Source organism: Mucilaginibacter sp. Mucisp86 (genome assembly GCF_047324315.1).
GTDB lineage: Bacteria > Bacteroidota > Bacteroidia > Sphingobacteriales > Sphingobacteriaceae > Mucilaginibacter.
Genome location: NZ_CP168503.1, coordinates 4,950,156 through 4,973,013, shown reverse-complemented (window position 1 = coordinate 4,973,013; position 22,858 = coordinate 4,950,156). Strand labels below are relative to the sequence as shown.

The following is a 22,858-nucleotide window of genomic DNA, read 5'->3' as shown; positions in this document are numbered from 1 at the left end:
TTTTATACGCTTACTTTAAAATCAAATACAAAGCGCCCCTACCTGGTAAGCAGGGGCGCTTTTATTAATAAGAATATTACGCTTTTTTCTTTTCGGGATGATGGGCGCTGTCCCCGCCTGATGTTTGATCAGAACGCTGCCCACCTGCATTGCTTGTGCCTTTTTGCTTTTGGGCATTATTATGATTAGTAAAAGCGCGGTCGGCAGTTGGCCTGCCTTGTGCATTAGCATTATTCTTAAAATCCTGTTGACCTTTCATAATAACTGTATTTAAATTCAACAATGTTTATAATATTAAAACAGTCAAAAAGCGATTGAGTTTTATTAATTTGATACGGTACTACTCATTACTGATAGCCGCATTATTAACAAGCTCCATAGCCCCCTCTGCACCAAGCCGTTCCATTAATTTAAACTCTTTGGATTCGAGGCGGCTGTAGTTGGTAAAAAATGCTTCTATTTGGTCAACCAGGTTTGGCGGCAATTGCGCGGCATCATGCAGGCCGGTAAAAATTTTGGATACCTCCGGCACTGCTAAAAACCTGTCATTTCTGTAACGCTGTCCAGCGGTGTTAATCTGTTCGACCTTAAAAGCCCCTATCAGGCGGCAATCTATCACACATCCGGGGAACGTACCTATTTCAGATATTACCAGTACATCCAGCGGATCGCCATCGCCACCAAGTGTATTGGGTATAAACCCAAAATCAAACGGAAAAACCATACCTGCCGGCAGCAGTTTTTTAAGCCTGAATTGCTTTGTTGCGGCTTCATAATTATACTTGTGCCCGCTGCCCCTGGGCGTTTCAACAATCACGGTGATGTTGTTTTCTAAATTTTCCATACCTCACCTGTTTTTATAAACCGGGAATCTTGATTCCTGCTGATTTTATGTCCTGCAAAATGTTCTCCTGCACAGCCAGCTTGGTATCCTGAAAACCGTGTGCATGTACCCAAACATTTACCCCTACCCGGTAGCCATCAGGATCCAGTCCGGCTATACCAATCCTTCGATCGGGCGTTTCCAATATATTTTTTGATTTATCGATAGAGGAATTAATCACCGACTTCACCTCATTAAAATCGATATTATTGGTAAACTTCAGTTCAATATCCAACCTGCGTGTTCCTTCCCTGCTAATGTTAATGATCACCTCGTTTGATAGTTTGCTGTTAGGCATGATCACTATCCTGTTATCGAAGGTTTTAACAATGGTATAAAAAATCTGGATAGCGGTAACTGTACCTTCAAGTCCCTGGGCTATGATATTATCACCAACAACAAAGGGTTTGAGTAAAAGGATAAGCACCCCGCTGGCAAAATTTTGCAGCGTACCTGAAAGCGCCAAACCGACTGCCACACCAAAAGCACCAACAAGCGCTGTAAACAGAGTGATAGGCACACCCATAATCTGCACAACACCTAATATCAGCAACACACGAAGTATAACGCCAACAAGGCTTTGCAAAAAGGGCTTTATGGTGGGGTCTATTTCCTTTTTTTCCATGTGCCCCCGCCACCATTTAAGCAGCAGGTTAATAAGCCATAAGCCTACAAATAAAACCAATAACCCTATCAAAAAACCAGGTGCGTAACGAATTATCCAAATGTATGCCTGGTCGTAAAACTTCTCTATTTTCATAATGCAATTGTTTAGCTTCTGAATAAAAAACAACTAAAGCTTAACGCATATATGAAGGAAGGGTTTGTTTTAATAGCTATATACGTTTTTATCTTCGATGATTAGACCATACCTAAACCCCAACGACAGATACTTATAAACTAAACAGATTATTGATTATTTTTGTATATGCAGACACTCGAGATAATAGTTCCTGACGATAAAACACGTTTGGTTAAGGACATCCTTAAAGAGTTGGGTGTAAAAATTAAAGTAAAAAAAGAGCAAAATCCCTAATACGGAAACCACTGCGGCTATGGGAGAGTTGAAAGCCGGTAAAGGGAAAAAATTCAAAAACGTGGACGATTTGTTTAAAAGCATCTAACCCGGTCATGTTCGAGATCGTCACCTCAACCAAATTCTTCAAAGATTTAAAATTACTCAAAAAGCGTTCGCTTAATGATTTCCAATTATTGCAGAACGTAATTACCACACTTGCCAAAGGTCATACAGGCCTCGACAAAAAATATAAAGCTCATAAGCCTATTCAAAATTTTATGCGGATAAACTGCTGCCCTCTGTGGACAACCTGCATTGACGATGCTTTTAAAACTTTAGGCAAGCTTACCCGTTCGATAAGCGAAAGACAAGTGAATACCCCCGCATAAAAAGGGCAGGGTTCTTAAGAAACCTGCCCCAACTCAATCTGAACCTAAAATGCTAAACGGTTAGATACTAAAGGATCCTATCTACGATTTTTAATGACCTCAGGGACCTTAAAATCATTAACACCTACATTAGCCGATAGTTGTGCCATTGGTATTAAAACATTATAAAGCTATCGTTTGAGTACTACCATCATTTATTTTGTATTTGATTATTTTACTGCCCTTGGTAATAGTAATATTTAGTTTCCGATTATTTAACCTCGATATTTTAAGATCGAACACATGCCCAAACGAATGGATATTATTCAAGGACATTTCATTCCACCCCTTTGGTAGCCTTGGGGTACAATCAAAGCTGTTAAAACCAGTTGGCAGTATCCCAAACACGCCTTCAATAAATATCCGGCAATATAATCCACCCTCGGCCGATAAATGCCTTTGATTGCCTTCAGGATAGGCTTCCACCGGATAAGGGACGTGTTCTCCTAACAACCTTCTGCGTGAATAGTAACGAAGGTAATCCATTGCTCTTTCTGTTTTACCAGCCTGGAACACCCCACGAAGCGCGTAGAGGGTGGAGCGGTCCCAAAATGTTTCTTTACCTGCCTCTGTGGCCAATCCATCCGCCGTCCATAGCCTTGGTGAAAACAATGCGTTGACTGTTCCCTCGGCCCTGTTTAAGATACCCATGGTAAGCGGCACGCAAATCCAGGCACGAAGTACGTTATTGGTTTCATAATATTTATACGTTTCAAAGCCCTCTACCCTCCCCCCGAAATATTTCTCGATATTTACTTTAAGCACGGCGGCTTGTTTTAAATATTCATCTGTTTGCGCTTTAGGCTGATGCAATTGTTTCCCCAAATTAGCCGCGGATACTAACGCGCCATAATAAAGACTGCTCGTTGGTATATTGGCTTTACCAGATGGGAAACGTCCCTCCAGTTCATCAGAATTGGAAGTGACAACACCTTGATCATTCAATTTCCGGTGGCAGTATTCCAGGCACCAGGTGATGAGCGGCCATAATACCTTTGCAGAATCAGGATGGCCATAAGCCAGTGCAAACCTTGAAGCCCCATAAGCAAGCATAGCCTGGTCACCTCTGTCTCCGGCACCTTGCCACACAGCATCGCCTTCGGCAACAATTGAACTTGGGATGGCTTTGTATTCCGGGTTCATGTACCTGGCGAACAAACGATAAGATGTCATGGCAGCGAGATTCCCGATACTATCACCCAGGAATGCATAGAAAGGATAGGTATATTCAGCCTGATCATTTGCCCAGATAGCGGCATAATAAGCCAACCCGCCCGGGCCGTGCATATAGCCTATCTTAGTTTTGTAAATACTTTCTGTTCCCCTGATCTTGGCAAATTTAAACTCTGTATTCAATAGGTTGTCAGGTGTTTGCAGTTGCAATGGCGATAAAATAGTATTGATGCGTTTTTCACGCGCTTTTTCTTCCGCATCTGCATTTACGGTAATAGGCTGGGCTGGAAAATCTGTTGCCATGTAATAAACGGCAAAAGCAGTATACCCACCCGGTTGAACCACCCGGCTGCCAGCACCGATAGATGCCATGATTACCGTGTGCGGCCTCACTTTACTGGTGATGCTGTCCGTTTTCACCTCCCGTTTCAGGGATTCCATGGAAATGCTGACCGGTTTATCAGTAGTATTGGTAAACACAAACTTTTCGATAACCATAGGTTTATCCACTGAAGGAAAGATGCTCCGGTCTATTTTCACTAACCCCGGATTAGTCGTTATTGCCTCTATACGCATAATACCTTTGTGGCTGATGCTTTTAATATTATAAGTAAGGTTACCCGATTTTTTCCCGACGGACAGGTCAGTCTTTAATTGCCTGCTGTTGATAAAAAAACGCGGCAACTCATTATCCAGAAAAGTATAATCAATGTGGCTCCGGGTGGCATCAGGCAACATCCGGAATGTAGGGAATACCACAGTTCGTGAAACGGATGACCTGCCGGCACTGTCTAACCCATATTGAACCCAAACAGACACTTTTTCTCCCGACATTTCAATATGATCTGCATGTGGCAGTCTGCCATTAATAGTCCACCTGATACTTCCGTCGGGCTGGATGGCCCAGCGGTCTGTTTGTTGGGGTAAAGCAGGCTGTTGGGCATAAAGCCAGCAGGGCAACATCAAAATCAAAAAACTTAAAAGTATTTTGTAAATATTGGTTTTCATATTATAATTTGTTTTTATTTATATCAATTCGTTCACCTTTATATCAGGCGCTTTCCTATTTTAATTGGCAGCCTGTCCTGGAAAATTATAATCGTATTTCCAGGTGTCGCCCATATTCGGGTACTGCTGTTTGCATTCCAGGTATTCGTTCATCATTCTGCGCATGGTCGGGTCAAGTGTCTCCAAATATTCAGGTGTTAACAAACCGGCGTTGAGCAGATAAAAATGCCAGGTAGGCGGAAAGGCTGCGCTATGGTAACCCATGTGCAAGGTCCGCCGGGGTAGTTCCATGTTTTTGGTATATCCCCGATGAATTAGATTGTTATTATAGATCACCGCCTGGCCGGCCTTTAAACGAACAGGAATACCACCCGGCATTTCGGCACCAACAGGGGCATAATGCTTCGAACCCTGAAATGCTTCATTCTCTTCGAAGGTATTAGGCCGGTTATGGCTACGCGGTACAATCCAAAGGGAGTTTTCATCCACTAATGGCAAATTGATTTGTACGCTGTTATGAAACCGTTCTTTAGAAAACATCCAGTCTTCAATCTCAGCCTGCGGAATCTGGATGACGTCCCGGTGCCAGCCCAGCGAATAAGAAGTGCCTATATTTGCTGCCAGTATCGACGCATTGTTGATGATCAGGTTCGGCCCTATGATCTCTTCAACTACTTTTAGTATCACCGGGTTATAAAAGGCATGATGAATCGGTTCGGTTCCCACCTTGGTCAGTAAATGAAAATAATATTGACGGGCTTCCTGCCCGAACGAAGCGATCTCATCACCCAGGTGCTGGAAGGAGGAACTATGGGCCTGCTTGTCGGCTGCTTTAATTTGGGGGCTTAACAACTTGTCCATGATCAACCTGAAGTGGTCAATTTCACCCAGGGTTAAGACATTAACAATCACATACCCCTCTTTTTCGAAGGATTCCTTAAGATTTTCCATATGAAATTTTGTTTAGTTTATTTTGATTTTTCGCTCAGTTTCAAAGGAGTTTAGACATGAGTATTCCCCTACCCAATTCAATGGGTTCCTTTAATCTTCTATATGTATTTTGTGCTTAAACTACCTTAATCTGCTCCTGGTTTAAAAATGCCTGTTGTGCTATTTATAATTGATTACAAGTTATTTAGGTTACAAAAACTCAAATAGTCAACGTTCACTATTTGACAAACATATATGCTTTATTCTGCACTTCCAAATTTTTTAGATAAAAACTGTAATATTGCTTTGCGTGAAAACAAGTTCAAATAAAACTATCGGTATTAAAGAAATTGCAGAACGGGCCGGGGTATCCACCGGCCCTGTTGACAAGGTATTAAATAACCGTGGTGGGGTTTCAAAGGCAACACACGAACGTATCTTACAGGCAATTAAAGACCTCGGGTATAAACCGAACATCTTGGCCAGCAGGTTAAAATCGGCGAGAGATTATAGTATCGCGGTTTTAATTCCTGAAGCGACGGAAATGATCCCCTTTTGGTCAGCCCATAGCACCGGATTTGAGGAGGCATTGAAAGAAGTTTCCCCTTTTGGGATCAATATCAGTATCCTAACCTTTGAACAGAATAACGAGGTTTCCTTTAAATTATGTGTGGATGAAGTGATTGGCGATAACTATGACGGTATTTTTATGGTGCCGGTATTTCATGATCAAACGATAAGGTTACTGGCACATTGCAAAGATTTAAGTGTACCCGTTATCTTCTTTGACAGCAATTTACCAGGCCTGTCCAATATCAGCTTTATAGGGAATCATTCGAAAGACAGCGGATACCTGGCAGCTAACTTATTGGATTATACAACTTCTCAAAAGGGAGATATACTGATTGCCTCCATTAAAAGAGAAGAAGATAATCACATTCAATTCGCTGCCCGGGAGGAAGGGTTTTTAACTTTCTTTGAAAACTCCGGCAGGAAAATATGGAGATTTACTGACAATACCGGGAATGAGCAAACGATTAGTAAAGGTATTACTGCGGTTTTTGAAGATAAACCCCATCTGGAAGGAATATTTGTTGTGAACGGCATTGATAAGATTGCGGCAGCAATTACTCCGGAACAGAAGCTCAATTACCGTGTAGTCGGGTATGATCTTGTTGATAATAATATTCAAATGCTGAAGAAGGGAGCCATCGATTTCCTGATCAGCCAGCAACCCCAAAAACAGGCATATCAAGGCATTAAATTGTTTTACGATCTTTTAATATTAAAAAAAACAATAGCCTCTTCTTATTTCCTTCCGCTTGATATCGTTATGAAAGCGAATATCGATTATTACAGCTTCCTGTAAATCAACGGGGTTATAAATTTTGCAAAAGTTAAGCGGAAGTTATAAAGGCTAATGGGAATGCCATGTAAAACCCAACCTCCTGCCCATCCGGGATGAGAATGAACAGATCAACCTTTTAGAATTAGTGCGGACAGGAACCCACTCTGTCTGTTTTAACATCCATTTAACACTTCAGTCTGCCAAGTGTTAACAAATGTTAAAAGTGTTAAATTTCAATACGTTACCATTTTTATACCCTAATTTGGTGTTAACTATTTGAAAAAACTTTTACACTTTATCATGAGCTACAACAAGATCAATAACCTTTTGGGCTGGCTTTGTTTTACCCTTGCGTCCTTAACTTACATCCTTACTTTAGAGCCTTCTGTAAGTTTTTGGGACTGCGGCGAATTTATTTCCTGCGCTTATAAACTCCAGGTATCGCACCAACCGGGCTATCCACTTTTTGCTATGATAGGGAAAGCCTTTTCCCTACTGTCTATGGGCGACAGGACAAAAGTTGCCTATTTTACCAATCTTGGTTCGGCATTGGCCAGCGGCGCTACCATCATGTTTTTGTTTTGGAGTATAACTGCACTTGCCAAAAAACTACTTGCTATTAAAAATACCCCTGTTAACAAAACCCAAACCTTACAAATAATGGGTGCCGGGCTAACCGGCGCCCTTGCATTTGCCTTTACGGATACCTTTTGGTTTTCGGCGGTTGAAACCATTGTTTTTGCATGGTCGTCACTATGCACTGCTGTGGTATTCTGGGCTATTTTAAAATGGGACGCCGTTGCCGATGAACCACGTGCCGACAGGTGGCTGGTTTTTATTGCTTATGTAATAGGCCTTTCTATCGGTATCCACCTGCTCAATTTATTAACTATACCGGCTTTGGTTATGGTATATTATTTCCGCAGGTATAAAAAAATCAATATTAAAAACGGTCTTATAGCGTTTGCCGTTAGTATCCTGATCCTGGCCCTTGTTCAGTTCGGGATAAGGGGCTACACCATTGCCCTTGCCTCCCGGTTCGATCTGTTTTTTGTGAACACCATAGGCTTAGGTTTTGGAAGCGGCGTTTTGTTCTTCTTTTTATTGCTGATCGGATTGCTTGTAGCCGGTATCTGGTACAGCATCCGCAAGCAGAAGCATTTCTTAAATGTGAGCCTGCTTTGTATCGTGTTTATTTATTTTGGTTACAGCTCATTTGTATATATCCCGATCCGGGCATCGGCAGGCACCAATCTTAACAATTCGCATCCCAGCGATGCTTTTACCATGTATGAGTACCTTAACCGCACCCAGTATGGCGAAACACCATTGCTTAAAGGCCCTTTATTTGATGCCAAAATAACCGACGTTACCGACGGTACACCGCTTTACCGTAAAAGCAAAAAACAATATGAGGTAGCCTATAACAAGCCCAACTATGTTTACGACCATACCAGCATCCTGCCCCGCATGTGGTCGACAGAGGAGAATACTACATACGCACAGGACGCGCAGTTTTATCGCGACTGGCTGCAGCTGAGCGATAACGCCACCCCTACTTTTTCGGATAATTTGCGGTGGATGTTCAGCTGGCAGATGTACCAGATGTACTGGCGTTACTTTATGTGGAATTTTGTTGGCCGTTATAACGACGACGATATGGAAGGCCAAACTAACATGAACGGTATTGGCGGTAACTGGACATCTGGCTTGTTCAACAACACCTCCAATACTCCAAAGTTTATATTGAATGATGTTACCTATACGCCGCTTTATGCCCTCCCCTTAGCAGTTGGCTTGCTCGGCATGTTCTATCACTTCAAAAAAAGGAAGAAAGATGCACTGGTAATAACGCTGTTATTCTTTTTCACCGGGCTGGCTATAGTGTTATATGTTAACCAGCCATCTATACAGCCCCGTGAGCGCGATTACTCGTATGTAGGTTCATTTTATGCCTTTGCCATTTGGATTGGCCTGGGGCTGATAGCACTGATTGATATGGTGCCTAAAAAGATCAGTCCGCGGTTTGCCACAATTGGGGCATTTGTTATATGTACTATTGTTGGACCCGTATTGCTGGCCAGTAAAGAGTGGAAAAACCATGATCGCTCAACTAAAATGGCGGCGCATGATATGGCATACAATTACCTGATGTCGTGCCCTAAAAATGCTATTTTGTTTGATCTGGGCGATAATGATACCTATTCACTCTGGTATGACCAGGAAGTGGAAAATATCCGCCCAGACGTACGCATCGTAAACCTGAGCCTGCTAAGTGCCGACTGGTCGGTGAGACAAATGCAACGCAAAATAAACCAGGCCGACGCGCTGCCCATCACCATGAACTTTGATAAATACAAGCTGGGCACCCGTGATGTGATCAGGTATAATGATGCCAAAATACCTGGCTACGTTGATGTAAAAGATATTTTTGATTTTATCACGTCAGATGATAAACGTACCCACGTTGAATACACCAACGGCACAACCGAAAATTATCTGCCTACCAAAAATTTCAAACTGGCAGTGAATGCGGATGATGTGATGAAAAATAAGGTTATTACACCTGAGCAAAAGGGGATGCTAACGGATACCATGAAATGGAAATTCCCGCCTAACTATATCACCAAAGAAAACCTTGCCATGATAGATATACTTGCCCATAATGACTGGAAACGGCCAATTTGTTTCACTACATCCATTGGCCAAACTAGTATGGTTGGCTTACAGCCATATTTATACCAGGAAGGTTTTACCTATCGGCTGCTGCCATTCAAAACTGATTCATCGCTGGCAGATCAGCTTTCAAAAATCAATAGCCTGGTAATGTACAGCAACATGATGGACAAGTTTAAATTCGGCAATTTCAAAACTGCCAAATACCTTGATCAGCAATCAACAAGCATGTTTTTCCCACAAATGGTCTCTGCTTTTTCCGATTTGTCGGCAGCATTACTGAAAGAGGGCCGTCGTAACCTTGCCCTTAATACGCTGCACAAATATGAGACAGTAATGCCCGACATCAATCCTAATTTCATGACCGCGCAAGGCAAAATAACAATGGCCGATACCTCGTATAAGCTTGACTATGCCAAACTGGGTAATAAACTGATCAAAAGCGTTAACAGCTACTTAACCGATAAGCTTGATTACAACTATCATCAATTACAAAAAGATACAGGCCGGTTAAGCCCCCGCGATGTGCAGATCAGCATGTCGTTGCTTAACAACATGGTTGCCATTACGCATAACAGCAATCAAAAAGAACTGAGCGGCCAACTGCTTGCCCAGCTTAATGATTACGCCCATAAGTTTAAAAGTATTCTTCAGCTCTAAACAACCAACATATATATGCTATGGGGCAGGCTATTTATTTTAGTCTGCCCCTTTTTTATGCATTAATAATTCACGTACTTTTCTTCAAAAGTACCATCGGCATACAGGTCAATCAAGCCGTAGCCGGGAGCTGTTTCACGGCGGTTACCCTCCCACCATGCCCCCGAAACTGCCCCGTTACACAAATAAGTAACATTGTTATAAACCACCTTATCCCGCATATGCAGGTGTCCGCTTACACATAGTTTTACGTTAGGGTGCTGGTAAAACAGGTTGATGATCTTGGCAGTATCGGTATGCATATCGCCGCCAAGCATTGTCCACTTGTTTACAATATCATCCTCTATCATGAGCAAAGCTGTTAAAATCGGTATGTGCGACATTACCATCACAGGCATATTGGCATCCGTAGCTTTCAGCTCGTCATTGAGCCAGCTAAGCTGCTCATCGCCCAGTTTGCCTATGTACCAGGTATTATCAATATCTAAATGAACGCTGTCAAGCACAATGATCTTCCAGCCATTTTTAACCATGCTGTAGTAAGGCTTTACCAACTGCAACTTGTCAAGGGCGTATTTTTTCCCGTAAATGGCCTGTCCTTTGTCATCCTCATACCACCAGATATCATGGTTGCCCAGGCAGTAATGAACAGGCAGGCTGCATTCGTTTTTCATGATATTTTGCACCAGCTTCCATTGATCATTAATGGTGCCGATGTTTTCCTTATTCATGTCAAAAACAATATCACCGCCGTTTAGTACCATATCAACCTTTGGCGTTTGTTGCTGAAGGTGATGCAAACACCTGGTAAACCGGGCGGGAGCGTCAAACTTATCCTTGAGATGCACATCCGTAATATGCGCTATCCTTAATGACGGCTTAGCAGTTGATGTAGTATTACCGAGAGCCAATGAAGGCGCTAACAAAAGGCCGCCTATATTTTTTAATGCTGATCTTCTTTCCATAATATAAAAGCCTCCTGTAAAACCAGGCAGTTGTAGCTTCAAAAATACATTTATAATATTGACGGGGCACCCGAACTTCTGTTAAACTTTTATTAAGAATATCCAAGCCGAACATTCAAACACACAAAAAGCTTCCCGAATTAACGGAAAGCTTAATGAGATTTGTGTAGGGAAGGTTAAAGTATTGTTTTAAGGCGGTAGCCGCTGTTTCAATTATTGCAGATATGGCCTCCCTGTTATGTATTCGTTTGCACCTCCTGCAGCATATTTGGTTTCATAAGCCGCTTCTTCATTTTGGAATACAGACTTATAATAAAGCAACAGAAAATCATAAACGCCCAATTCATGAACCCGTTGCCGGGTTTTAAACAATCGGTTCATACTCATTTGAATAAGGCTGATAACAAGCAGGTTTAAATCCTGTGGTACTGTGCCTGATGAAATCAGCTCAGACAGCAGCGAGGTTACGGGCCTGTTATTTAAACTCCGGTACCTCAGTAAGTCGTCGCCTACAATCATTGTACCCGCAGTAAAAAGCCCCTCAATCTTGCTACGGTAATGCCTGTATTTAAACGTCAGTTGCTTTGAAAACAGGTTATTATCATTAGCATCGGTATGTGATACGGCTGCAAGCATTTCCATAAGCTCAATTTTTTGTGCAAGATGAAAATCAAAATCATTCAAAAGCCTGTCTATTGACAATAACCCCCAAAGCCATCTTACCTCTTCAAAATTTTCGGTAACATCCGTTCTGGAGATGAGGCTTGCTATAGCAAGGCTATCGTTAAAAAACAGCTGCTCAACCAATTCAATCGATGCTTCCCCATAACGTTCCAGTTCGCGTTCGTAAGTATCAAACTGCATCTTCCAGATCTGTTTTGATTTAATTAATGCCGATAACGAGTTATTAATATGCTGAATTACCCTGCCCAGGGCAAATACCGAAGCCAGGTGTACCCTGAAACGGATGTGAGGTTCGGGGTCGGCATATCGTACATAAAACCATTGGTCTATGAGGTCTTCGTGGTAAAGCTTTTTGCTTAGCTGTATAAGTTCATTTCCAATTACCTGTTCGGCAGTTTTAACACCGCAATATAATTTCACATACAACCACTCATCGCCCGGGAAAAACTGGCGTTTAGCCGCATTTGTACTAAGCGGCACCATACCGGCATACCGGCCGGTTGCTTTTTCGCCACGTTTTAAAACAGCAACAAACTGGTTACCAAGTAACTTTTCATCTTTCTTTTTAAGAACAATGTTATTGCGTTCGCCAATATATTCCTTTAAAATAATTTCATTCTTTTTTTTACAAGATGAAAGCCAGGCAGCAACTTCAAGCCTGTTATTGGTGTGTACAACCAATTCGCTGTCGGTATCTGTAAAAATAAAGGCATCGGGCAAATCCCAGTATTTAATAAACTTTGCCCATGCTTTATCATAATCAACAGCTATTTCTTTTAGAAGCTGCTGCAAACCGGCATTAGTCATATACCAGGTTTTCAAAGCTAATATTACACCTTCATAAACCACCCTCGGGGTTTTGGTTACGCCAAGCTGGGGTAATATATCGAGGTTAAAACCAAGCTGGTACTTTGAATCCTGGCACTGTAAATCGGCCAGGAACTGGTATACCGGCAATGCGGTCATGCCATAATTATATGCGGTATTTAAACGGGGTATAATGCGTTTGCCCAAACTGGCCGAACGCAGCACAACGTTATTTCCTTTAACAGACACTCGTAAATCCATCAAGTTAACTTCCATGTTACCTGAACTTGCCTGTGTTTGTAACTGGTTATTACGATACGGAGCGGAAGTAAAGTTTCCCAGGCAGTCATCGGGGGTATGTACAATCTCGGCTACTATCGCCGGTTCATAAATACGGGCTTCTGTTTCGGCAATTTCATTGAGAATCTGGCCAAAATTTCTGTCGGCGCCAGCCAGACGGCCAAGCATGACATTTCCTGCCGGCCACCCGCAATGTTCAAGATAAAGCAAAGGCTCATCGTGGCCCGAAATACGGAACATCACCGAAAAACTTGGCGGCAATTCATCGTCATTAATCTTAACGTTATCAAATTGCGACTTTTGTATATGAATAGTTTCCTGGCCTGGATTATTAACAATCTGGCCTATTAGCCATTTTACGGCACTGGTATATTGCGGCTCTTTCTCATCAGCTATAAAACCTGCTGATCCTGGATAATGCTTTGCAGCGTAGCCGATGCCTTTTTCCGGGTCAAGCACGTCTGTAAGCGCAACCTCCTGTTCATGATAACGGTCACTGAAGCGCTTGATAAATGTTTTTAAATTTTCACTCTGATACCTGGGTGTAATTCGGTTAAGCATATCAATGGCATCAAGCAATTTATCAGCATAAGCTTTATCAAGCGTAGCTGAAGCCCCTTGCCTAAAATAATCAACCTGCAACAGTGTCCCCTGTGGGGCTTCACCTGATAAGTCTTTCAAAATCATAGCAACTTTATTATTTTTTGTAATTACACTATCGGTGCCGGACAGCACCTGCTTTATGGCATTTAGTTTTGACAAATAATCTTCCGCTTTCGAACTTTCGGGTATTAAACGGGTAAAAGCCCCGATGGCCTGATCAAGATACCCTTCATTTTCGTTACCGGGCTCAAGCTCGCTCCACAAAATCCGGTCTTCGATGAGTTTGTTCAAAAAGCCGGCAGCATCCTTCTCCGTTTTCCCAAGCGTTTCCGTGATAAACGAACTTATTGAATTGTACGACCTGGCACTTTCGCAAAACCTGATAACCTCCTGCAAATCATCAGAAGACTTTACCGATGAGGCCTTATATTTACCATAACTTAAAGCTTGATAATCAATTTTGCGGTAACCTCCATTTAAACTATACAATGTTTTGTTTAGCCTGTAGTTCAGCAATGCACGTATGGCCTCATCGTTTAAAAACCAACGATTCATAGTAACAGCTGCCGCCACATTAAGCCTTACATACTGATAATCAACACCAAGCTGCAATTTGGTGGTATCACCCCATGTAACAGGAGCGCAACCTGCAAATAACCCTAACGGGGTACTGCCGGTTGCGCTTCTGTTAATAAATTTGGCAAGGGATATTTCAAGCTTCTCCCGTTTCTTTGCATCGCTAATATTATCTATATGCAAAACTGCTTCGTATAAATCCTTTGACGTTAGCCAAAGCGCCTGCATAAACAATTCATTCTTAGTGAATGCCCTAATTGTTTCCTTAGTAATTATTTCTCCGCAGTCAAAAACAGGAAACCTGAGCATCAGGCCTGATGAAAATTTATATAGTCCGGAAACCTTTGCTGTTTGCATAATGATTACCCATTGATGGTTTTTATTATAAAACAGACATACCTAACGTTAGGTAAACCAATGTTTTAGAACCCTGTAGAACTTACCGTATTTTCGGTAGTGGTACCAGCCATAGCTATATTAAAATTTGCCATGCCCCCATTTTTTCCGCTGTTGTTTACAATCGTCCTATTTAAAACCTGCACTTGCTTAATTCGGATCTTTGGTAAAGATGCTTTGCCATAATTTTTCATACTTTTAAACTTTTTAAGGAGCGTGTAATGATTATTTATCTTTTGTTGTTGAGATAAATGTGGATAAGCAGCTGTACAAGAAAAAAAAATTAGTACCAATGTGCCATTTGAGATGACCAAACCTGCCAAAAAGCAGTACCAAAACTTATGACAATAAATAAAAAACAGCCGAAAAACAGTGTTAGAATATTCTTCCAACACTTACTCGGATGGGTCATTTATGCACTATATGAGGAAGCGATTGTATTTTTCTCCAAGATAGACATGAGCACTTTTTTTGCTTTCGTCATAAACGCGATTGTATTTTATAGCACCTGGAGGGTTTTAAGAGCTTTAAGCAGGAAAATCAGAAACATTTTTGTACTGATACCTACTTTATTTATTGTGTCGACAGTTATAATCGCCGTAACTGCATTGTCGAAACTCGGGATAGATTCTCTTGTATATCATACTCAGATTACAGTTTTGGCTACCCCTCCGAGGATATCTAACCTAATAATGCGCACAATTTATTTCGGCGGAATGGGAGCTGCATTTGGCTTTGCAAGAGAATTGATTCAGCGCGAACGGGAAGTGGCCCAACATGGTATAGAAAAGGCGCAAATGCTTGAACAACAACAAAAACTCGAAAAACAAGCATTACAGGCCGAGCTCAACGTAATTAAATCACAAATCAACCCGCATTTTGTGTTTAATACCCTCGGCTTTTTATATGCCGAAACCTATAAAAAGCTCCCGGAAGTTGGGCAGTCAATTATTACCTTGTCAAACATTATGCGGTACGCCCTAACCAAAAATGAGGATGGTTATAGCAGCCTTGAAAGTGAGCTTGCCTACATCAAAGATTTTATAAAAATTCATGAAAGCCGCAGCAAGGCTTTTTTTATGAAGATAGATATCGAAAGTGGGGCCATTCCGTATAAGGTTGTATCATTGGTGTTAATTACCCTTATCGAAAACATGTTTAAGCATGGTATTTTTAACCAAAGTACAAAAGAGGCAGCTTTGCATATTGCTGTTGACGATGGGAAACTGCATTTTTACTCACTCAATTATAAAAACAATAACAGCGTTAATAAAGTACAGTCAAACGGAATAGGGCTAAATTATATCCGGGAAAGATTAACAGATGAATATGGACGGGAAGGATATGAATTATTAATTGATGAAACACATAACAGCTATGAGTGCAAACTAACAATGCCTTTAAAATATCATGAAAGTAATTAACTGTATTATAGTTGAGGATGAGCCGTATGCCATTGATATTTTAAGCGATTTTATATCGAAGGTGCCTTTTATTAATCTTACCGAAACTTTTACTAATCCTATCGAGGCATTGCTATATTTGAAAGAATCAGCAACTGACCTTATTTTTCTTGATATAAATATGCCCGAGCTTTCGGGCATCGACCTGATCAAAATGTTGCCTAAAAATATCGAGGTTATTATAACATCAGCCTTTAGTGAATTTGCATTGGCTGGGTTTGAAAATAATGTACTCGATTACCTCCTTAAACCGTTCGCATTCGACAGATTTTTACAAGCCTCACAAAAAGCGCTTGATAAGCTTTTACTGCTTGCATCAAACAAACCAGCCCCGATAATTGATCTGCAACCCAAGCCCGATTCATTTTATCTGAAAACCGACCATGGTAAAATTGTACGCATCAATTTTGAGGATATCATTTATATAGAAGGGCTTAAAAACTACTGTTCGGTTTTCACCGAAAATGAACGGCATATCTCATTGGTAAGCATGAAAACCCTGGCCGAGACCTTACCCCAGGAAGATTTTGCGCGAACCCATAAATCATATATTATCGCTTTAAAACGTATTAAGGCTATTGATGGCAATATGGTAATCTTTGATAAGATCAAAGAAAAAATACCCATTGGGGTTACCTACCGCGACAGTTTTTTTGCCTTGCTAAACAATAAAATGTTCAGGTAAATTATACTTTGCCTTTCCGCGCTTTTTCTGATTTAAGGAACTTAAGCAGCAGCCCGTAGAGGATACATTCATGCAGGCGCTGCCGGTTGCTGAAATAACGGTTAACGGCCATATGGATCACGCTGCCTAAAAATTTCGCATTCCAATTAATGGTGTACCGCTGCAGCAATAATGCTACCTGCATTCTTTTTTGCTGCAGCAGGTCATCATATGCCAGCAACAGGTTATTTAAACTGCTATGATATTTACGGTATAACTGATCAATCTGTATTTTAACGGCCTTATCATCAAATTCGGCAAAAAAGTAAGCCTGTTGCCTTTCAACAAATTGCAGCTGATCGTTTATATCTGTACTCATCAGATTTAAATAATCTTTGATAAGCCAAAAAATAAGGAGCCAGTCTTCCGTATCATAACGGTTGCTTTCAAGCAGCCTGAATACGTTGCAGCAAAATGAAGTTTCAATGCAAAACAGACCTTCGGCCTGTTCAATCTGCTGCCCGTAACGTTCCAGTTCGCGTACATAGGTATCAAGCTGTACAACATGCACCTGCCCACTGGTCAAAAATGGTGATAGCACCTCGCGAATAGCCATATAAACATCCTGAAAATCGGCCTCCTGAAATAAATTAACCCTAACCCGGATATGATTATCAGGGTCATGATACCGGATAAAAAACCATTGCTTTATTTTTACAGTACCCGAATAATTTAACAGTTCATCAAGCTTTAACAGCACTTCGTTAGCAATATTACTGCTGAGGTATAATTTAATAAATAACCATTCGCTGCCGGGGAAAAAATTACGTTGGAGCGTATTTTCAATATATTGGAAATACTGGGGTTTTAAGGGCCGGTCGAAATGAAAAGGGGCAACAAACTGGTGCATATATGGTGCTCCGTCTGTGTCTTTAACAACGGCCTCATGCTCAAAGTGGATGCATTCTGACAAGATCAAAACCGGGGCCTGCCTTGCTATTTCCTTTGCAAGCACTTGTATACTAATTTCATTTGCTGTATCAATCAGTAATTCATTATCACCTTTTACAATATAAAACCTATCGGGCAGCAACCATTCGTCCTTAAACAGGCCAAACAAATGGTTGAATTTATCGATGTTTTTTTCGGCTTTATAAAGCTCATCCAAAATAGCTGGTGTAAACTTCCATGTTGCCCTGTGCAGGATAACGCCATAACTTGTTTCAACACGCGGAAAAAACACAAATTCTGTCGAGAGAGCCCCCCAGTTAAAGCTTAAGCCGCTATTACCCATCTGGTGCTGGATGTCACATAAAAAGGTGTAAATTGGATGTTGCGACCGGTTATAATTATAGGCGCTGCTTAACCGGGGAACTACCTCCCGCCGATGCTTTTTTGAAAACAACTTAAATACCCCCTGCTCAAGCTTAATGTAAATATCATTAAGCCTTAAAACCGAGCTACCCTTGGCATCGTCAATATAAGCCAGCTCATGAGGCCAGAAAGAAGGGTGCATCATAACATTTAACATCCGTTCTTCGGGCATATGAATCACTTCGGCAAACATAGCTTCAGGGCTGTTTGCAATCTCCTTTGCGGCTATCTCTAAGCCTATGTCATATATTTCGGCATCACCGGCTGCAAACCGCGCAATCATAGTTAAAGCCCCCGGACCCGTAACTCTTTCAAGATATAATACATCATTTTCAAAAAGCTGAAAAACTGCCGACATGGAAAATGGCAAATTATCAGCACTGCGTTCCTTGACAAAATTGTCGGGCAAAACAACTTTGTACTGTTTTTCGATTTTAGCGCGGTTTAACAGATTAAGCATTTTGAAGTCTATTTCGGTATAATCTACCGACGCCGGGGTTGCTTCAGTCCCTCCATATAATCCTTCTGTAAAAAGGGTTTCATGCTCAAACCATTGCCCATATTCGATCCCGGTATCCGTGTCAAATGCCTCCAGCAGCGGCACACTCTGTTCTTCGTACCTTTTTCTGAACCTGCTTTTAAACTGCTCAAGTCTTTTATTAAGCACAGGAACACAAATATTATTAAGTAATATTATGCCTCTGGTTATTTTCAATTGCAAAGCCCGATTAAGCTCGCGGTCGGCCAGTTGGTTAAACCTGGTTACATGAACCATGTCTTTCAACTCCCTGCCGGCAATGTGATTGGCAATTTTTTCTATTGCGGTATAAAAGAAAAACCAGTTTAGGTTCTTCCGGGCATCATTATTTACTTCGTTAAGCAGATTAATCAATTCATTAATAGTATTGCTTAATTCGGTATTATCAGTTTTTTGCAAAAAAGCAGGAAAATCAAATCCAATTGCCGGTTCAAATGCCGGTTTAAACAATTGCCCATCTATGAGGTCATTAATAAAGGCCAAAAAATCATCTGCTTCAAAATCCGGGAATTTTTCAATCAATTGATGTTTGTTCCAGATCTTATCATCTGCAACAGCAATTATATTATCAAGTACTTCATTACTCGTAATGGCACTTACCTGGTAAACTCTTTGGTCGTCAATAGTTTGATAAGTGATAAAACGCAAATCGTCGCCAACTTTATAAAGGGTATTATTAAGCTTATATCCCGCCGATAATTGATTGACATTTTCAATTTGCCTGGCAAGCGAAAAACTCACCACAGCATCAGGAACAACATATTTCCTAAATTTTGCCGAAAGCTTTACTTTGCTTTCCGTCCCCCAATAAACCGGCGAACAACCTGCAAATAAGCCAAAGGGCGTAGCCCGGTTTGTCATGCGGGCCATATATTTATAGAAACTTGAAAGTAATTGTACCTCTTTAGCATGCATTGGTTGCCCGTTAGCAAAAAGAGCATCAAGTTCATTATAAAGCGATTTACTTGCTATATAAATACCTTCCTTTATTAACCTGTTATTCCATAATATAAGCAAGTTTTTTTTACTGAGCTTTTGCCTGTATGACAAAGCCGCCGAGCGTAAAATTAAACCGTTAATAAAATTAACTTTCATTTATATATTAAAGACAAGGTTCCGTGTAATGAACAGCAAACTTAAGTTAAGCTATTTTATGTAGCAGACAAAAACTATAATAACCCGAACATCATTTCTCAATAAAAAGGGGCAGCAACCTACACAAGGCCCTGCCCCTTTTTCGGGAACAAATGTAATAAGCAAACCGGATTTAATACTTAAAATAATATTATACTCAAATAAATAATTATTAATCAGTCCGGTTTTCTCCTCCTCTGAATATCATCCTTAGCGCCTGATCCCTTGTTAAAAAAGCCACGGCCCAGTTATATAAGGTTTTAATCTTATTATTATAATTTACCAATGATATAAGATGAATAAATAACCATACAAATAAAGCTGCAATACCATTGAGGTGTACTTTGTGTTTAAACAGATCAACAACGGCGTTATGCCTGCCAACAATAGCCATATCACCCCTGTCAAAATATTTAAATGGCTTTATGGCTTTACCTTTTGCCATATTTATAAAGTTTTTAGCAGTATTACGGCCCATTTGTATGGCAACCTGTGCCAACTGCGGGTGTCCTTTTGGATACATCGGATCGGTTATTTGCACACTGATATCACCTATAGCATATATATCTTCTACATCTTTAACCCGGTTATATTCGTCGGTGATCATCCTGCGGCCTATACCTAAACTACTTGCAGGAATCCCCTCAAAGGTATTGGCGATAATTCCGGCAGCCCAGATGAGGGTTTTGGTCTCAAGCGTTTCACCATCGGCAAAGGTTACCACACCATCACTAAAATCGCTTACGTGAGCATTTAATTTAACTTCGACACCCAAGTCAATCAGCGCCTGGCGAGTTTCTTTGTGGGTTTTATCGCTCATGGGGGCAAGCAAGTTAGGGCCACCATCAACAATATAAATTTTACCTTTGGCATTTATCAGTTCAGGATAGTCTTTTTTCAGGATATAATTCTTCATTTCGGCAAGCATGCCAGCTACTTCAACACCGGTTGGGCCGCCGCCGGCTACCACTATGGTTAAAAGCTTCCGGCGTTCGGCAGGGTCGGTGGTAACAGCTGCCTTTTCCATTGTTTTGATAAGGCTGTTGCGCATGCGAAGCGCATCGTCAATTTCTTTAAGGGAGATTGCGTTTTGCCTGATGCTTTCAATACCGTAGAAATTGGTACTTGCACCGGCTGCAAAGACGAGATAATCGTACGGAAGTTCACCGTCACTTAAATAAACGATCTTTGCCACAGGATCAACCTTAACAACGGCTGCCATACGGAAGTTCAACCCTTTGTTTCTGAAAAGTTTACGAAACGGATAGCTGATGCTTGAGGGTTCAAGAAAACTGGTTGCCACCTGGTAAAGCAATGGTGTAAAATAATTGAAGTTATTTTTATCAACCAGGGTAACTTCATAATACTTATTTTTATACAGCTGCTGAGCAATATTAAGGCCGGCAAAACCGCCGCCAACTATTACTATCTTTTTTTTGTCGCTGTTTGGTGTTATACTCGTCATGATACTTTAATGTTTATGAGCAGGTACGCAGGATCGGGCCCCGATTTGAAAATTATTCCAGCTTGCACTGCCTTTCGTTTTCTGTTATAAATTTACCGATATTCATGGAAAATGGCTTCATCTTAGTGTAATTATTACACACTTGAATAACAGCCTGTTTTCACCGTTTTTACTCCTTGGTACAATTACAAAACTGCAAAGTAATAACCGTTTAAAAAGACTGAAATTCTGATAGTTTGGCCGATTTTACTATTGGATACAATTAATGATCCGCACATGACAAATACCCATTCAAAATAGTTATTTCAAATAGGCAAAGAAAAACAGTTAAAGTATTTTCCGGCGAAATCGAAAAACAAAATATCGGATTAGATGGCTGACAAAATATAAATTGAAATAAAAAACGGCTATTTAACCAGATATTTAATATAGGAAGTATGAATTGAGGCGGATTTATATTTTAACGAATACCCCTGGCGGGAAGATAATACCGCCTTAATTTCAGATGCAACAGATAAAGCAATCTCTTCGGCCCCTTCGGCACCTATATCTAAACCCACCGGGCCATAGATGTTGCTCAATTGTTCTTCGCTGATGACAATGCCGGGGCCTTCAATCTCTGCCAGCATACGCTCCAATTTCTTTTTGGGCCCAAGGATGCCGATATAAGGTAACTGGATCTGCAATATTTCTTTAAGCAGCGCTATTTCGTAATTATAATTATGCGTCATTAAAACCACCGCCGTACGATCGTTAATTTCGATATGCTGCAGCACCTCGGCTGGTTTGGCAGTGATTATACGATTAGCCAATGGGAAACGCTGGCTTACCGCGTAATTGGCCCGGCCATCGATTATTGTAATGTTCCAGCCCAAAACCGAGGCTATGCGGGTTAAAGGAACAGCATCATTACCTGCTCCTACTACCACCAACGAAATTGCCGGTTTTACATACTCAATAAATGCCGTGTAATTCACCCCTGCTTCGTAAACCTGTATTTCAGATCGCTGCTGCCCTAAAACCTGCTCCGCGTTTGCGATTAACGCAGCCCTGTACGGTACACTTTCGGGCAGAGTGACCGTCAATTTATCATCTGTTAAACACAAACAGGTGCCGGGTTGCGGCGCTTTCCTGTCGTCAATACAAAACATCGTAACCAATACCGAGTAGCGGCGATTAGCAATAATATCTTTTAATAAATTAACGGGATTATTGAAATCGCCGGTTATAGGTTCAATAAGGATATGGATAATACCGTTACAACCCAGGCCTACGCCCAATTTGGCGTCATCATCGTCGGTTGTATCATAGGTTACTAATAATGGCTGCTGCTGCATGATCACCAGGCGGGCTTTGCGCAGGGCATCGCCCTCCAAACACCCTCCGCTGATAGCCCCGGTAAGCTGCCCGTCCTCAGTGATCAGCATGCGCGCGCCAGCCCTGCGATAGGCAGAGCCCTCTACCAGTACAACGGTAGCCAGCGCTGTTTTTTTGCCAAGCGCATGGGCCTCATCATAAGCGGCAACTATATCAATAATCTCTTTCATTGGCGGCTTTACAGCTTATATCAGTTTATCAGGTATTTTACATTGCTGCGCATTCAGGTTGAGGTTGCTTTATTCTACCTGCATATTCACCTACACAGGTATACAGCTTATAACCATACCAATGTAGCATTTTAATAACAATAGCAGGGTAACAAATTTATCCGGCAACGGTGAAAAGTACAATAATATCAACTATGGTATTTTAGATATTTCGATTG

The 22,858-nt window shown here is 41.2% G+C and carries 16 protein-coding genes; 5 read left to right on the top strand and 11 right to left on the bottom strand.

The features are described 5' to 3' along the window. Positions 1-76: 76 nt before the first annotated feature. The 3 genes from ACEN9X_RS20950 to ACEN9X_RS20940 form a co-directional block, all read right to left on the bottom strand. Positions 77-259 (bottom strand): hypothetical protein, encoded by a 183-nt coding sequence (locus tag ACEN9X_RS20950; protein WP_413666986.1) that lies wholly within the window; start codon positions 257-259, stop codon positions 77-79. 81 nt (positions 260-340) lie between these two features. After that, positions 341-844 carry an inorganic diphosphatase gene (locus tag ACEN9X_RS20945; protein ID WP_413666985.1) on the bottom strand — a complete coding sequence of 168 codons (504 nt, stop codon included), beginning with the start codon at positions 842-844 and terminating at the stop codon, positions 341-343. 13 nt (positions 845-857) lie between these two features. Next, the gene (locus ACEN9X_RS20940; protein ID WP_413666984.1) at positions 858-1,643 is read right to left on the bottom strand and encodes a mechanosensitive ion channel family protein; all 786 of its coding nucleotides are present in this window, start codon (positions 1,641-1,643) and stop codon (positions 858-860) included. A gap of 371 nt (positions 1,644-2,014) precedes the next feature. Here ACEN9X_RS20940 and ACEN9X_RS20935 point away from each other — a divergent pair, with 371 nt between their 5' ends. Then, complete coding sequence (locus tag ACEN9X_RS20935; protein WP_413666983.1) at positions 2,015-2,290, top strand: hypothetical protein; 276 nt, start codon at positions 2,015-2,017, stop codon at positions 2,288-2,290. Between the two features lie 162 nt (positions 2,291-2,452). On the opposite strand, the gene ACEN9X_RS20930 is transcribed toward ACEN9X_RS20935, so the two are convergent. Together ACEN9X_RS20930 and ACEN9X_RS20925 are read right to left on the bottom strand one after the other, a co-directional pair. Next, the gene (locus ACEN9X_RS20930; protein ID WP_413666982.1) at positions 2,453-4,510 is read right to left on the bottom strand and encodes a hypothetical protein; all 2,058 of its coding nucleotides are present in this window, start codon (positions 4,508-4,510) and stop codon (positions 2,453-2,455) included. Between the two features lie 60 nt (positions 4,511-4,570). Beyond that, positions 4,571-5,461: a phytanoyl-CoA dioxygenase family protein gene (locus ACEN9X_RS20925; protein WP_413666981.1), complete on the bottom strand. Its 891-nt coding sequence runs from the start codon at positions 5,459-5,461 to the stop codon at positions 4,571-4,573. 289 nt (positions 5,462-5,750) lie between these two features. Between ACEN9X_RS20925 and ACEN9X_RS20920 the strand changes: the two genes are divergently transcribed. Continuing rightward, positions 5,751-6,809, top strand: coding sequence for a LacI family DNA-binding transcriptional regulator (locus ACEN9X_RS20920; protein ID WP_413666980.1), 1,059 nt, complete (start codon positions 5,751-5,753; stop codon positions 6,807-6,809). A gap of 255 nt (positions 6,810-7,064) precedes the next feature. Further along, entirely contained in the window at positions 7,065-10,124 is a 3,060-nt protein-coding gene (locus ACEN9X_RS20915) for a DUF2723 domain-containing protein (protein ID WP_413666979.1), read from the top strand. 62 nt (positions 10,125-10,186) lie between these two features. On the opposite strand, the gene ACEN9X_RS20910 is transcribed toward ACEN9X_RS20915, so the two are convergent. The 3 genes from ACEN9X_RS20910 to ACEN9X_RS20900 form a co-directional block, all read right to left on the bottom strand. After that, entirely contained in the window at positions 10,187-11,089 is a 903-nt protein-coding gene (locus tag ACEN9X_RS20910) for a metallophosphoesterase family protein (protein ID WP_413666978.1), read from the bottom strand. Between the two features lie 213 nt (positions 11,090-11,302). Further along, on the bottom strand, positions 11,303-14,416 hold the full coding sequence (locus ACEN9X_RS20905) for a lantibiotic dehydratase (protein ID WP_413666977.1): 3,114 nt from the start codon (positions 14,414-14,416) through the stop codon (positions 11,303-11,305). Between the two features lie 65 nt (positions 14,417-14,481). After that, the gene (locus ACEN9X_RS20900; RefSeq protein WP_413666976.1) at positions 14,482-14,847 is read right to left on the bottom strand and encodes a hypothetical protein; all 366 of its coding nucleotides are present in this window, start codon (positions 14,845-14,847) and stop codon (positions 14,482-14,484) included. A 300-nt stretch (positions 14,848-15,147) separates the two neighbouring features. On the opposite strand from ACEN9X_RS20900, the gene ACEN9X_RS20895 reads away from it, so the two are divergent. Beyond that, positions 15,148-15,879 (top strand): sensor histidine kinase, encoded by a 732-nt coding sequence (locus ACEN9X_RS20895; RefSeq protein ID WP_413666975.1) that lies wholly within the window; start codon positions 15,148-15,150, stop codon positions 15,877-15,879. Further along, positions 15,866-16,603, top strand: coding sequence for a LytR/AlgR family response regulator transcription factor (locus ACEN9X_RS20890; RefSeq protein WP_413666974.1), 738 nt, complete (start codon positions 15,866-15,868; stop codon positions 16,601-16,603). The genes ACEN9X_RS20895 and ACEN9X_RS20890 overlap by 14 nt, the downstream gene beginning before the upstream one ends. Before the next feature lies 1 nt (position 16,604). Here the strand turns inward: ACEN9X_RS20890 and ACEN9X_RS20885 are convergent, their stop codons facing one another. From ACEN9X_RS20885 to ACEN9X_RS20875, 3 genes are all read right to left on the bottom strand, one after another. After that, a complete protein-coding gene (locus ACEN9X_RS20885; RefSeq protein WP_413666973.1) occupies positions 16,605-19,589 on the bottom strand; it encodes a lantibiotic dehydratase in 2,985 nt (994 codons plus the stop codon). Between the two features lie 211 nt (positions 19,590-19,800). Then, complete coding sequence (locus ACEN9X_RS20880) at positions 19,801-21,093, bottom strand: NAD(P)/FAD-dependent oxidoreductase (RefSeq protein WP_413666972.1); 1,293 nt, start codon at positions 21,091-21,093, stop codon at positions 19,801-19,803. 407 nt (positions 21,094-21,500) lie between these two features. Further along, the gene (locus tag ACEN9X_RS20875; protein WP_413666971.1) at positions 21,501-22,640 is read right to left on the bottom strand and encodes an XdhC family protein; all 1,140 of its coding nucleotides are present in this window, start codon (positions 22,638-22,640) and stop codon (positions 21,501-21,503) included. Positions 22,641-22,858 lie beyond the last annotated feature (218 nt).